Source organism: Mesorhizobium sp. P5_C1, from assembly GCF_054049815.1.
On record NZ_JBFULQ010000125.1, the window covers coordinates 1 to 13,062 of the forward strand.

General features: G+C 64.1%; 12 protein-coding genes. 8 read left to right on the forward strand and 4 right to left on the reverse strand.

Annotated elements, in window-relative coordinates; all coding sequences use genetic code 11:
• From ACXJ7R_RS12770 to ACXJ7R_RS12780, 3 genes are all read right to left on the reverse strand, one after another.
• A partial coding sequence (locus ACXJ7R_RS12770; protein WP_457152143.1) for an ABC transporter permease occupies positions 1-466 on the reverse strand: 466 nt, incomplete at its 3' end.
• Positions 459-1,301, reverse strand: coding sequence for an ABC transporter permease (locus ACXJ7R_RS12775; RefSeq protein ID WP_457152152.1), 843 nt, complete (start codon positions 1,299-1,301; stop codon positions 459-461). The genes ACXJ7R_RS12775 and ACXJ7R_RS12770, both read right to left, overlap by 8 nt.
• Positions 1,302-1,401: 100 nt before the next feature.
• The gene (locus ACXJ7R_RS12780; protein WP_457152144.1) at positions 1,402-2,469 is read right to left on the reverse strand and encodes a polyamine ABC transporter substrate-binding protein; all 1,068 of its coding nucleotides are present in this window, start codon (positions 2,467-2,469) and stop codon (positions 1,402-1,404) included.
• A 230-nt stretch (positions 2,470-2,699) separates the two neighbouring features.
• On the opposite strand from ACXJ7R_RS12780, the gene ACXJ7R_RS12785 reads away from it, so the two are divergent.
• Genes ACXJ7R_RS12785 through ACXJ7R_RS12800 form a run of 4 tightly spaced genes read left to right on the forward strand, consistent with a single transcriptional unit; the run spans position 2,700 to position 7,606 of the window.
• The gene (locus tag ACXJ7R_RS12785) at positions 2,700-3,638 is read left to right on the forward strand and encodes a GntR family transcriptional regulator (protein WP_457152145.1); all 939 of its coding nucleotides are present in this window, start codon (positions 2,700-2,702) and stop codon (positions 3,636-3,638) included.
• 10 nt (positions 3,639-3,648) lie between these two features.
• A complete protein-coding gene (locus tag ACXJ7R_RS12790) occupies positions 3,649-4,932 on the forward strand; it encodes a nucleotide disphospho-sugar-binding domain-containing protein (RefSeq protein ID WP_457152146.1) in 1,284 nt (427 codons plus the stop codon).
• 5 nt (positions 4,933-4,937) lie between these two features.
• Positions 4,938-6,317, forward strand: a complete 1,380-nt coding sequence (locus ACXJ7R_RS12795; RefSeq protein WP_457152153.1) for a glutamine synthetase family protein — start codon at positions 4,938-4,940, stop codon at positions 6,315-6,317.
• Positions 6,317-7,606, forward strand: a complete 1,290-nt coding sequence (locus ACXJ7R_RS12800) for an NAD(P)/FAD-dependent oxidoreductase (protein WP_457152147.1) — start codon at positions 6,317-6,319, stop codon at positions 7,604-7,606. Before ACXJ7R_RS12795 ends, ACXJ7R_RS12800 begins: the two co-directional genes overlap by 1 nt.
• A 252-nt stretch (positions 7,607-7,858) precedes the next feature.
• On the opposite strand, the gene ACXJ7R_RS12805 is transcribed toward ACXJ7R_RS12800, so the two are convergent.
• On the reverse strand, positions 7,859-8,629 hold the full coding sequence (locus ACXJ7R_RS12805) for an IclR family transcriptional regulator domain-containing protein (protein WP_457152148.1): 771 nt from the start codon (positions 8,627-8,629) through the stop codon (positions 7,859-7,861).
• 121 nt (positions 8,630-8,750) lie between these two features.
• Between ACXJ7R_RS12805 and ACXJ7R_RS12810 the strand changes: the two genes are divergently transcribed.
• The 4 genes from ACXJ7R_RS12810 to ACXJ7R_RS12825 all read left to right on the forward strand — a co-directional run bounded on the left by ACXJ7R_RS12810 (position 8,751) and on the right by ACXJ7R_RS12825 (position 12,795).
• On the forward strand, positions 8,751-9,608 hold the full coding sequence (locus ACXJ7R_RS12810) for a CoA transferase subunit A (RefSeq protein WP_457152149.1): 858 nt from the start codon (positions 8,751-8,753) through the stop codon (positions 9,606-9,608).
• Positions 9,605-10,402, forward strand: a complete 798-nt coding sequence (locus ACXJ7R_RS12815) for a CoA-transferase subunit beta (protein ID WP_457152150.1) — start codon at positions 9,605-9,607, stop codon at positions 10,400-10,402. Before ACXJ7R_RS12810 ends, ACXJ7R_RS12815 begins: the two co-directional genes overlap by 4 nt.
• 2 nt (positions 10,403-10,404) lie before the next feature.
• A complete protein-coding gene (pcaF, locus tag ACXJ7R_RS12820) occupies positions 10,405-11,610 on the forward strand; it encodes a 3-oxoadipyl-CoA thiolase (RefSeq protein ID WP_457152154.1) in 1,206 nt (401 codons plus the stop codon).
• A gap of 153 nt (positions 11,611-11,763) precedes the next feature.
• Positions 11,764-12,795 carry a BMP family protein gene (locus tag ACXJ7R_RS12825; RefSeq protein ID WP_457152151.1) on the forward strand — a complete coding sequence of 344 codons (1,032 nt, stop codon included), beginning with the start codon at positions 11,764-11,766 and terminating at the stop codon, positions 12,793-12,795.
• Positions 12,796-13,062 lie beyond the last annotated feature (267 nt).

Consider the following 13,062-nt stretch of genomic DNA (forward strand, 5'->3'; position numbering starts at 1 on the left):
TCAACCGGGCCCGGACCACCGAACAGACGAAGGCGAGGTTGAACACGACATGGGCAAGGATGATTGTGTGCAGACCCATGGTCAGGTTGAGCATGGAGAAGAACGACAGCAGCGCGATCGCCAGCACGATGTCGGGAATGATCATCGGCGCGAAGATCAGCGCTTCGAGACCCTTGCCATAATGCCGGCGTATCTCGACGCCGATCGCCAGCAGCGTGCCGAGCAGCGTGGCGATGGCGGTCGAAACCAGTGCCACGATCAGCGTGTTGAGCGCGGCGGAGAGGATGGCGGAATTGCCGGCCAGCGAGACATACCATTTCAGCGAAAAGCCCGACCATGCGGTCGGCAGGCCGCCCTCGTTGAAGGACAGCGCCACCAGCACGGCAATCGGGATGTAGAGGAAGGCGAAGACCAGGCTCAGTACGAGCCAGAGCGTGCGCCGCGTGGCGGGAGAGCGCTCAGCCATCGGCGCCTCCGCTCACTTGCGCGGCGCGGCCCGAGGCGCGATCGGCGGCCAGCGCCTGAGCCATCAGCACCAGCAGCATGATGGCGATCAGCATCATGGCGAGCGCCGCGCCGAAGGGCCAGTCATTGGCGGTCAGGAACTGGTCGTAGACGAGATTGCCGATCATCTGGAAGCGGCCACCGCCGAGCAGGGCCGGCGTAACGAAGTTGCCGATCGACAGCACGAAGACGAACACGGCGCCGGCGGCGATGCCGGGCACGGTCAGCGGCAGGATGACACGGCGAAAGGTGGTGATGGCCGAAGCGCCGAGGTCGCGCGAAGCCTCGGCGAGTTCTGGGTTGAGACGCGACAGCGGTGCGTAGCAGGCGAGGATGACGAAGGGCAGGTAGTTGTAGACCAGGCCGGCGATGACGGCACCTTCGGTGTAGAGCATCGATGGCGGCTCGCCGGTGTAGCCGAACCAGCGCAACAGCTGGGTGATCAGGCCCTCGCGGTTGAGCAACACGATCCACGCATAGGTGCGGATCAGATAGTTCGACCAGAATGGCAGCACGGCGAAGAACAGCAGCACCGGCTGCAGCCGGCGCGGTGCGGCTGATATGGCATAAGCGGCGGCATAGCCGATCACCACCGCGATCAGCGTCGCCGTGCCGGCGATGCGCGCCGATTTGAGGAAGATACCGGCATAGAGCGGGTCGAAAACCAGCCCGAAATTCTCCAGCGTGAAGGTGTATTCGATGCCGCCATAGATGCCGCGGCGGAAGAAGGCGAGCGCCAGCACCAGCGCGCACGGCACCACCATCAGCGCGGTCAGCCAGACCAGCGCCGGGGCCATCAGCAAGGAGGAGCGAAGTCGGGTCTGGGACAATTCTTCGGGTACCGCTCAAGGCCGGCAGCAGAAGCGCCGCCGGCCGTGATGTCTGGTTTGACGCCGCTTACTGCGCGGCCTTGATCTCGCTGACTATCTTCGAATAGTCGCGCTGGGCGTCGCCGACGTCACGCAGCTGCTCGAACTTGACGAGATCGGCCACCGGCATCGCCATGTTGGGGAATTTGGCCAGGAAATCGGCGGGCAGGCTTTCCATAGCCGGCTTGTTCGGCACCTTGTAGTCGATGTTCTGCGCCGCCCAGGCATGGTTCTTGGCGTCGAGCATGAAGTTGATGAACTGGAAGGCCGCGTCCTTGTTGGCGGAAGCCTTCATCACCACCATCGTGTCGACCCACAGATCCGAGCCTTCCTTCGGGATGACGTATTTGATCTCGGGCTTCTCGGCGATGCCGTAGTTGCACCAGCCGTCCCATGCCTGCACCATCAGCGCCTCCCCGGAAACCAGCTTCGAATAGAAGGTGGTGTCGTCATAAGCGAGCAGCGTCTTCTTGGCCGAGATCAGCAGGTCCTTGACCTCGGCCATCTTGGCCGGATCGGTCTCGTTGACCGAAAAACCCTTGTCGAGCTGGCCAGCGGCCAGCAGCCAGCGGTCGGTCGCCAGCATGGTGGTCTTGCCCTTGAGGTCGTCGGAGGGGGCGAGAAGGTCGCTCCAGCTGGTCGGCGCCACCTTCACCAGGTCGGAGCGGTAGCAGAGGCCTGTCGTGCCCCAGGTGTAGGGGACTGAAAAGGCGTTGCCGACATCATGCGGCAGCTTGGTCGCTTCAGGGTAGAGGTTGGCGAGGTTGGGCACCTTGGCGTGGTCGATCGGCTCGGTCAGGCCGAGCTTATTCAGCACCTCGGCGAAGGGCGAGGAGACGAAGACCACGTCATAGCCCTTGCCGCCGGCGGCGATTAGCTTGCCCATGATCTCTTCATTGGTGGCATGAACAACCACTTCGCCGGCGACGCCGGTGGCGGTCTTGAAGGCAGCCATGGCGTCGGGCGCCATGTAGCCGTCCCAGTTGGAAATGACCAGGTCGGCCGCAGCCGCGGGTGCGGCCAGCGCCAAGGCCAGGCCAAGTGCGATTGACGGCATCTTCAGCGAACGGTGCCGCAAGAGAGTGGTGGCGGTCATGACAGGTTCCCCATTCTGGTTGATCGTCGAATTCATTCGCCGGCTGCGACCCATGCCGCCGCCTCGATCCTGTTCCCTCGGTCTTTTTTGTGCCGATTGTCCTGACAGTACTATTGCAGAAAAAAGTACGTCAATCCATAATTTGCCAAGCGACCGTGGAATCTGGCCGATTGCGTCCGTGGGGCCGATCGGTCAAAGCATATAGGTCATGTCCGTTCACGAGCATTGTCATGCAAGCCGCCGCCCGACGACCCCGCACCAACCACCTCGACCTGGCGCAGCGCATCCTGGATGTGGCCCGGCAGCGCGGCTTCGAACCCGGTGCGCGCCTGCCGGAACAGCAGATCGCCTCGCTGTGCAATGTGTCGCGTACGCCAGTGCGGGCTGCGCTTAGCCTGCTTGTGGAACAGGGCGTTGTGCGTTGGGAAGCGGATTCCGGCTATCACCTTGCCGTCGACCTCACGAGCCAGCCGGCCGTTGCCGCTGAATTGCCGCTTACCGAGGAGGACGAACTCGCCGAGGCGATCCTGCGCGACCGGTCGGCGCGGCGGCTGGACCAGACGGTGACCGTCGCCGGGTTGATGCGGCGGTATAATGCTGAACGCAAGACGGTACTAAAATCGCTTAACAGACTAACGGAAGAGAATCTGCTCGACCGTGCGCCCGGCCAGTCCTGGCTCTTCCGCCGCGCGCCTGACGACCCGGAGGCGCAAGGCGAAAGCTATGAGTACCGCTTGCTGCTGGAGCCCGCCGCCATCCTGACCCCCGGCTTCCGGCTCGACGGCGCACGGGCCGCGGCCTTGCGCCAAGGCATGGAAGCGCTGTCGGCGCTGCCGGATGCCGCATTCGACACACGCGAGTTCCAGCGGCTGGACATCGATTTTCACGGTATGCTGGCGGAGGGCTCCGCCAATCGGTTCGTGGCCGACGCGTTGGCCGATCACCTCAGGTTGCGCCGGTTGCCGGGCATCTATGCCGGCGTCAACGTCTTCCGGCTGCGGCAATCGCTGCGTGAGCACCTGAACATACTCGACCATCTTGAAAGCCGGCAGTATGAGGTGGCTGCCGATCTGCTTCGCATTCACCTGCGGCTCTCCCGCAACCAGCGACCGCAAGCGGCCAGTCGCGGGGCGCCCGCCCTGTTCGGCATGATCAGCCGGCCGGAATGACGAGGATTAATTGACGCGAAAAGCCAGCCCGACCATCGCGCTGTTTCCCGAAGCGAGTTTCGGCGCGGCGTTGAATTGCGTCGGCATCGCGCAGGCGCTGCGGGCGAAAGGTGCCCGGCCTGTCTTCATCTGTCATGCCGGGTTCTCCGGCGTCTTTGCCGACTATGGTTTTCAGGAATACCAGCTGCCGACCGACGAGCCGCTGAGCGACAGCGAGCGGCAGAGCTACTGGCAGGCCTTCGTGCGCAGGCATCTGCCGCATTTCAGGCTGAGCCCGATCGACCAGCTCGAAACCTATGTCGCGCCGACCTGGCAGGCGATCGTCGACACCGCGGTCAACGCCGAAGCACCGCTGCGCCAATTGCTGGCGCGGCTGAAGCCGGACGCGGTGGTGCTCGACAATGTCATCATGTTCCCGGCGATCGCTGCCGCCGGCTGCCCGTGGGTGCGGGTGGTCTCCTGCGCCGAGACCGAGCTTCCGGACGCTCGGGTGCCCCCCTATCTGTCGGGGCTTGGCGCCGACGACCCGCAACGCGCGGCGTTCGAGGCCCGCTATCTCAGAGCCTCGGCGCCGGCGCATGACCGCTTCAACCGCTTTCGGACGGATGCCGGCCTGGCGCCGCTGCCGAAGGGCCTGTTTCTCGAAGCCTCGCCAGACCTCAACCTTTTGCTGACGCCGACGATCGTGCGCCGCGATCGCGCCGAGCCGCTCGACCCGGACCGCTTCGTCTATCTCGAAGGCTGCGTGCGTTCGGAAGGGCCGTTCGCAGTGCCTGTGTTCCCGCGCAATGGCGGGCCGCTTGTCTATGTGAGCTTCGGCAGTCTCGGCGCCATGGATGTCGGCCTGATCGAGCGCATGCTGGCCGTGTTCGACAGGCTGCCGGCCCGCTTCATCGTCAATGCCGGCGGCCTGCGCGACGCCTATCGCGCTGTGCCGGACAATGTCTATCTCGACGCCTGGTTTCCGCAGCCGTCGGTGGTTGCGAAGTGCGACCTGTTCATCCATCACGGCGGCAATAACAGCTTTTGCGAAGCGCTACGCTTCGGCGTGCCGTCGCTGATCATGCCCTATTGCTGGGACGGGCACGACAATGCCCGACGCGCCGAGGAAACCGGCGTTGGCGACCATATCGGCCGTGATGCCTGGACCGAAGGAGTATTGGAGAAAGCCATTCTCGGCCTGCTGGCCGATGACGCAATGCGCGCCCGCCTCAGGGACAATGCAGCCCATATGGCGCTGAAACCCGGAACGGATGTGGCCGCGCAAGCCATACTCTCTGTGATACGGACATGAACGAAATGCCTGACATGAACACGAATACTTCCCTCTCCAGTGGCAACGATCCCAAGGCCTGGCTGACCCAGCACGGCATCAACGAGGTCGAGTGCCTGGTGCCCGATATGAACGGCGTCCTGCGCGGCAAGGCCTTGCCGGCAGCCAAGTTCCTCAAGGCGCTGGAGGACCGCGCGCTCTACCTGCCGAGCAGCGCCTTTCTGGTCAGCATCGACGGCCGCTACACCGGTTCGATCGACGAGGGTTTTGCCTACTCGGACCCGGACATGCGCATGGTGCCGGATGTTTCGACGCTCACCCTGGCGCCCGGCGCCGGTGCAGGCAAGGCCTATGTCTTCGCCGATGCCTTTCACATGGACGACCGGCCATGGATGGCCTCGCCACGCCATGTGCTGAGAGCCGTGCTCGACCTCTACCGTCAGCGCGGTTGGCGGGCGATGGTGGCGCCGGAGCTCGAATTCTACCTGACCGCGCCCAATCCCGATCCCGACCGGCCTCTGACGGCACCGGTCGGCGGCAATGGCCGCGCCGAGAGCGTGCAGCATCCCTACGATATGGCGGCACTGGAGGAGTTCGAGCCGGTGGTCCGCCGCATCTATGACCATGCGGCGGCATCCGGACTGCCGCTCGACACGCTGATCCATGAATCGGGTACGGCGCAGCTGGAGATCAACTTCCTGCATGGCGACGCGCTGCCGCTGGCCGACAAKGTGCTGCTGTTCAAGCGGTTGACGCGCCAGGCCGCCCAACAGAGCGGCATGCATGCCACCTTCATGGCCAAGCCGATCGCGGCACAGGCGGGGAGCTCGATGCATCTGCACATGTCGGTCATCGACGAGGCCGGCAACACGCTGTTTGCAGGCAGCGACGATGCCGACACCGAAATGTTCGGCCATTTCATCGGCGGCTTGCAGAAATATGTCCCGGAGATCATGCCGTTGTTTGCGCCCAACGTGAACTCGTTCCGCCGCATCCGGCCGAACCACAGCGCGCCGGCCAACATCGAATGGTCGCACGACAACCGCTCCTGCGGCCTGAGGGTGCCGGCCGGTGGCCGCGCCGCGCGGCGGGTGGAGAACCGCTTGCCGGGTGCGGATTCCAATCCCTATCTGGCGATCGCCGGTTCGCTTCTCGCGGGCTATCTCGGCGTCGAGCAGAAGCTGACGCGGTCGGCCGAGGCGTCGGGCAATGCCTACAAGATCAAAAGCACGCTGCCGAAAACCATGGAGGAGGCGCTGGATCGTTTCACCGCTTGCGACCCAGTGCGGGAGCTGCTCGGCGAGGACTTCTTCCAGACCTATCTGCGCGTCAAGAGTGTCGAGCTCGACCTGTTCCAGGGCGTGGTGACGAGCTGGGAACGCGACCACCTGCTGCTGAAGGTGTAATGATGGGCTTCAATTCCGGTTTGGATATCGGCAAATCCTACTATGTCGCGACGGCAAATCCGTCGCTGGACCATCCCGCCCTGCAGGGCGATGTCGACGCCGACCTAGTTGTCGTCGGCGGCGGCTGCACCGGCCTGTCGGCGGCCCTTCACGCTGCCGAGCGCGGCCTGAAGGTGGTACTGCTCGAAGGCGGCAAGATCGGCTGGGGTGCGTCGGGCCGCAATGGCGGCCAGATGATCCCCGGCCTGCGCAAGGGCGCCAAGGGACTGGTCAAGCTCTACGGGCCCGAGCGGGCAAAGGTCCTGTTCGACCTCGCCTTCGAGGCACGCGGGCTGGTGCTCGACATCATCGAGCGCCACGCCATCGATTGCGACCTCAGGCTGACCGGCCATCTCGTCGGGGCGGTCAACGGCTCCGACCTCAAAGACCTCGAGGAAGAGGCTGAGTGCCTTGCCACAGTGATGAAGTTCCCGCATGCCGAGATCCTGTCGGCGGCGGAAGCCCGCCGCAAGGTCGACACGCCCTACCACGGTGCGATGTACGAGCCGCTTGGCGGCCACATGCATCCGCTGAACTACACCCTTGGCCTTGCCCGCGCGGCGGTTGCGGCCGGTGTTACCATTCATGAGAATTCGGTCGCCGTGCGGCTGGAGCGCGAGCCATCGATCCGCGTCTCGACGGCCAAGGGTTCGGTCCGTGCAAGACACGTCGTGCTGGCGGGCGATGCGCTGCTCAACGGATTGGAGCCGCGCGTCAACAGCCGCATCATGCCGGTCGGCAACTACATCGTCGCCACCGAGCCGCTGGAGGGCAAACGCAATGTCATCCCGGCCAATGTCGCGGTGTCCGACACCCGCTTCGTCGTCAACTACTACCGCATGTCGGCCGATGGGCGTCTGCTGTTCGGCGGCGGCGAGCGCTACACGCCGTCGCCGCCGGCCGACATTGCCGGCTTTGTGCGGCCGCACATGGAAAAGACCTTTCCGCAACTTCAGGGCTGCCGCATCGATCACGCCTGGGGCGGGCTGGTGTCGGTGACGACGTCGCGGTTGCCGCATGTCGGGCACTATGGCGAGGTCTATTTCGCGCATGGCTATTCCGGCAAAGGCGTCATCCTGTCGACACTGTCGGGCAAGCTTTTGGCCGAGGCGATCACCGGCGACGCTTCGCGGCTCGACCTGTTCTCGACGCTCACGCCCATGCCATTCCCGGGCGGCACGGCGTTGCGCGGACCGCTCTATGTGCTCGGCATGCTGTGGTATGCGATGCGCGACCGCATCAAGCATTGAGGGTGAGTACGCCGCAGCTACGCATCGAAGTTCGCGCTGCCCCTCACCTGCCTGCCGGCATCCTCTCCCCGTATAGTCACGGGGAGAGGGGCGCTTTCATTTATGGCTTCGCCAATCGCCAGCGTCGCAAAAAGGCGTCGGCGTTGCGGCCAGCTACTTTCTCCCCGTCTCTATACGGAGAGAAATGCCCGGCAGGGCAATGAGGGGCGGCGCCGACGATGAGGGCTTATTCCTAAGCTCGCAAAGATCTCTTTAGACGACGAAAAAATCCTCGATGCGCTGCTTGGCCTCGAGCAGCGCCGGTAGGATTTCCCGTTCCATCTCCGCGACGGTGAAACGCGCGGACTGGGTCGAGACGTTGATGGCCGCGACCGTGCGGTCCGCGCGGTCGCGGATCGGCACGGCGATCGAGCGCAGGCCGAGCTCCAGCTCTTCGTCGACGACGGCAAAGCCATCCGCCTTGGCCTTGCCGATGGCATATGCCAGCAGCCGCGTGTCGGTGATTGTCTTTGGCGTCCGTTTCTCGATCGTCGCCTGGCCGAGAAATGCGTCCAATTCCTGGGGCGTCAGGCCGGCAAGCAGGACGCGCCCCATCGAGGTGCAATAGGCGGGCAGCCTGGTACCGACCTCGAGCGAGACGCTGAGGATGCGGCGGCCGGGAATGCGGGCGACGTAGACGACATCCTGGCCCGACAGGATCGCCGCCGAGCAGGCCTCGTTCAACTCAGCCGCCACTGCCCGCATGGTCGGGGCGGCGAAGCTCCATAGCGAGGCGCCGCCGAGCCAGGTGCGGGCGATGGTCAGCAGGCGCGGCGACAGCGAAAAGACGCGGCCGGCCTGGGTGGCGTAGCCTGTGGCGACAAGCGTCAATAGAAAGCGGCGGGCGCCGGCGCGGGTCAGGCCCGCCTCCTCGCCCATTTCCGTCAGCGTCATGCCAGAGGGATGCCGGGCCAGGATCTCCATGACGGCAAGGCCTCGCTCGAGCGAGCCGACATGGTCGCGGGAAGCCGCCTCTTCGTCCATCCCGCCTCCGCCAACGGCCGTCGCTGCCCGGATTGACTCGACGCCGTCACTCAGCATAGATGTATCACATACAAAACATATGTTCGCAATACGAACTTTTTGAACCCGGGAGCCCGATGCGATGGTCAAGTTCCTGCCGCTCAAACAGGCTGTGGCCGAGAACCTGAACAATGGCGACTCTGTCGCCTTCGAGGGCTTCACCCACCTGATCCCGACGGCGGCGGCGCATGAGGCGATCCGCCAGGGGTTTCGCGACCTGACCCTGATCCGCATGACGCCAGACCTGATCTACGACCAGATGATCGGCATGGGCATGGCGAAGAAGATCATCTTCTCCTATGTCGGTAATCCCGGCGTCGGCCTGCTGCGGCGCGCCCGCGACGCCATCGAGAACGGTTTTCCCAGATCGATCGAGATCGAGGAACACAGCCATGCCGGCATGGCCAACGCCTATGAGGCGGGTGCTGCCGGCCTGCCCTGCGCGGTGTTTCGCGGCTATCGCGGTGCCGGGCTGGCAACGGTCAATCCGAACATCAAGTCGGTGACCTGTCCGTTCACCGGCGAGGTGCTGGCAGCCGTTCCTTCGATCCGGCCCGATGTCACCTTCATCCATGCCCAGAAGGCCGACCGGAAAGGCAATGTGCTGGTCGAAGGCATCGTCGGCATCCAGAAGGAAGCGGTGCTGGCGGCTAGCCGAGCGGTCGTGACTGTCGAGGAAGTGGTCGACAATTTCGACGATCTGCACCCCAATCTAACGGTGCTGCCGCGCTGGACGATCGCGGCGATCTCCGTTGTGCCCGGCGGTTCGCATCCGTCCTACGCGCATGGCTATTACGCGCGCGACAATGCGGCCTATCTCGAATGGGACGAGATCGCCGCCGACCGAGACAAATTCCAGGAGTGGATGCAGGCGAATGTCATCGAGAAGAGCGCCGACGATTTCGCGGCCCGTGTCGAGCATCTGAGGAAAGCGGCATGAGCGACAATCCGGACTTCACCCCCAACGAGATGATGACGATCGCCGCCAGCCGCGCGCTGCGGAATGACGATGTCTGCTTTGTCGGCATCGGCGCGCCGTCCGCCGCCTGCAATGTGGCGCGGCTGACGCATGCACCTGACATCACCTTGATTTATGAGAGCGGCACGATCGGCACCGCGCCAGACGTGCTGCCGCTGTCGATCGGCGATGGCGAATTGTGCGAAACCGCGGTCACCACCGTCGCGGTGCCGGAGATGTTCCGCTACTGGCTGCAGGGCGGCCGCATCTCGATAGGCTTTTTGGGTGCTGCCCAGCTCGACAAGTTCGGCAACATCAACACCACCGTCATCGGCGACTATTTCCACCCCAAGACCCGGCTGCCCGGCGGCGGCGGCGCGCCGGAAATCGCGACGTCGTCGAAGGAGATCTACATCACCATGGCGCAGACCAGGCGCGGCATGGTCGAAAAGATCGATTTCTTCACCTCCTTCGGCCACGGCGAGGGCGGCGATCATCGAAAGCGGCTTGGCATCGACACTGCGGGCCCGACCTTGCTGATCACCGATCTCGCCATCTGGAAATCGGACCCGGTGACCAAGGAATTCACGGTCGTGTCGTTGCATCCCGGTGTCACGCGCCAGCAGGTGCAGGAGACCTGTGGCTGGATGGTAAAGTTCGCGGAGGCGCTTGACGAAACGCCGGCGCCAAGCGAACTCGAACTGACGACATTGCGCGACCTGCAGGCCCGCACCAAGGCGGCGCATGAGGGAAGCGGAAAAGCAAAGGCTGCATGAACATGGCCGAGGCCTATATCTGCGATTACATCCGCACGCCGATCGGCCGCTTCGGCGGCTCGCTGTCCTCGGTGCGCGCCGACGATCTCGGCGCCATACCCCTGAGAGCACTGGTCGAGCGCAATCCCGGTGTCGACTGGCAAGCCGTCGACGACGTCTTCTATGGCTGCGCAAACCAGGCCGGCGAGGACAACCGCAACGTGGCGCGCATGGCGCTGCTGCTGGCCGGTCTGCCGAAGGAGATCCCGGGCTCCACCGTCAACCGGCTGTGCGGCTCCGGCATGGATGCGCTGACCATCGCCGCGCGGGCGATCAAGGCCGGCGAGGCCGAACTGATGATCGCAGGCGGCGTCGAATCGATGAGTCGCGCGCCCTTCGTCATGCCCAAGGCCGACACGGCGTTTTCGCGCAACGCCGAGATCTATGACACCACCATCGGCTGGCGCTTCGTCAACCCGCTGATGAAGAAGCAGTATGGCGTCGATTCGATGCCTGAAACCGGCGAGAACGTGGCAGAAGAGTTCGCCATCTCCCGCGCGGCCCAGGACGCCTTTGCCGTGCGTAGCCAGGACAAGGCGGTCGCAGCGCAGGCCAACGGCCGGCTGGCCAAGGAAATCACGCCGGTGACCATCCCGCAGCGCAAGGGCGATGCGGTGGTCGTCTCGAGGGACGAGCATCCCCGTGCCGGCACGACGGTCGATGCGCTGGCCAAATTGCCGACGCCGTTCCGGCAAGGCGGCACGGTGACGGCCGGCAATGCCTCCGGCGTCAATGACGGGGCGGCGGCGTTGATCGTTGCCTCTGAAGCAGCCGTCAAGAAATATAGCCTGACGCCGATTGCCCGTATCCTTGGTGGCGCCGCGGCCGGTGTGGCGCCGCGCATCATGGGCATCGGCCCAGCGCCGGCGACACAAAAACTGTGCGCGCGGCTTGGGCTGACGCCGCAGCAATTCGACGTCATCGAGCTCAACGAAGCCTTTGCCTCGCAAGGCATCGCCGTGCTGCGCCAACTCGGCATCGCCGAGGATGCACAGCACGTCAATCCGAATGGCGGCGCCATCGCGCTCGGCCATCCGCTCGGCATGTCGGGCGCCCGCATATCCGGTACGGCGGCGCTGGAGCTTCGCGAACGCGGCGGCCGCTATGCGCTGGCAACCATGTGCATCGGGGTCGGCCAGGGCATCGCGATCGCGCTCGAACGGGCCTGAGCGGCAGCCTCTTCTTGGCCGGCTAAGATCGAGGCTGATTCGGGTGCGCAAATTTGACCATGTGGACAAAAGTGCGGACCCGTTCCATAGTTCCCTGTCTGACATTTTCACGAACAGCCGGCTCGACACGGCTGTCGAACAGAGGGGAATGCAATGGAAAACCGGAAGAATAGAATCCAGATAAAACGCGAAGGGCTTTCGCGACGCAATGTGCTGGAATTGGGCGCGTTTGGCCTGGCTGCGGCCATGCTGCCAGGCGCCGCCTTCGGCAAGGACAAGAAGCTGAAGGTAGCGGCGATCTTCGCCACGCCGATCGAGGAGCCATGGGACAACCAGATCCATGTYGCCTTGCAGAAGGCCGAGAAGGAACTCGGCATCGAGTACAAATGGTCGGAGAAGGTGCAGACAGCCGATTTCAGCCGCGTCATGCGCGAATATGCGCAAGGCGGCTACCAGCTGGTGCTGGGCGATGCCTTCGCAGCCGAGCGTGAATCGCGCCGCACCGCCAAGCAGTTCCCGAAGACCGCCTTCCTCTTCGGCTCCGGCGCCGGACCGGCGGAACCCAATTTCGGCGTCTTCGACAACTGGATCCACGAGCCGGCCTATCTGTCCGGCATGATCGCCGGAAAGATGTCGAAGTCGGGCACGATCGGCGCTGTCGCGGCGATGGGCATTCCGGAAGTGAACCGGCTGGTCAACGCCTTCTTCGCCGGCGCCAAGGAGGTCAATCCCAACATCAAGAAGAAGGTCGCCTTCATCGGTTCCTTCTTCGATCCGCCGAAGGCCAAGGAAGCGGCGGTCGCGCAGATCGACGCCGGTGTCGACGTGATCTATGCCGAGCGTTTCGGCGTCATCGAAGCGGCGGTGGACAAGAAGATCCTCGCCATCTCCAACATGTCCGACCAGTCGAGCCTCGGCCCCGACACGGTCATCACCGGCCCGGTCTGGGACATGTATCCGACCGTCCAGCAGGCGATCAAACTCGTCAAGGCCGGCGTCTTCACCGCGCAGGACTATGGCGATTTCTCGCGCATGGCCAAGGGCGGTTCGCAACTCGCGCCCTACCACAAGTTCGACAAGACGCTGCCGGCGGACGTCAAAGAACTGGTCGAGAAGAAGAAGGCCGAAATCCTCGAAGGCAATTTCCGCGTCGATGTGGATGAGAATACGCCGGTTTCGGATTGATTTTTCTCACCCTCCCCCTTGTGGGGGTGAGCAGCCGGTTCGCCGCAGGCGAATTCATCGTGCCAGTGGCACGATGAAGGCTAGCGAACGCCGGACGCTGCGAAGCAGCGGGGACCCGGCGGGGCTTGCCAATTATCAGCCCAGCCCTTCGCAGGCTCAGGGCGTTCGAAACTCGAAAAGCCAAGAAATTGGCTTTTCGTCCGCTACGCGGACCGTTTCTCACCCCCACAAGGGGGAGGGTGAAGAGCTGCGCCAACGCCATCTCAC

Coding starts and splice junctions, on each gene's coding strand:
- ACXJ7R_RS12805 (WP_457152148.1), bottom strand. CDS start 8,629: ATGGACGAAGAGGCGGCTTCCCGCGACCATGTCGGCTCGCTCGAGCGA.
- ACXJ7R_RS12800 (WP_457152147.1), top strand. CDS start 6,317: ATGATGGGCTTCAATTCCGGTTTGGATATCGGCAAATCCTACTATGTC.
- pcaF (WP_457152154.1), top strand. CDS start 10,405: ATGGCCGAGGCCTATATCTGCGATTACATCCGCACGCCGATCGGCCGC.
- ACXJ7R_RS12775 (WP_457152152.1), bottom strand. CDS start 1,301: ATGGCCCCGGCGCTGGTCTGGCTGACCGCGCTGATGGTGGTGCCGTGC.
- ACXJ7R_RS12810 (WP_457152149.1), top strand. CDS start 8,751: ATGGTCAAGTTCCTGCCGCTCAAACAGGCTGTGGCCGAGAACCTGAAC.
- ACXJ7R_RS12815 (WP_457152150.1), top strand. CDS start 9,605: ATGAGCGACAATCCGGACTTCACCCCCAACGAGATGATGACGATCGCC.
- ACXJ7R_RS12785 (WP_457152145.1), top strand. CDS start 2,700: ATGCAAGCCGCCGCCCGACGACCCCGCACCAACCACCTCGACCTGGCG.
- ACXJ7R_RS12780 (WP_457152144.1), bottom strand. CDS start 2,469: ATGACCGCCACCACTCTCTTGCGGCACCGTTCGCTGAAGATGCCGTCA.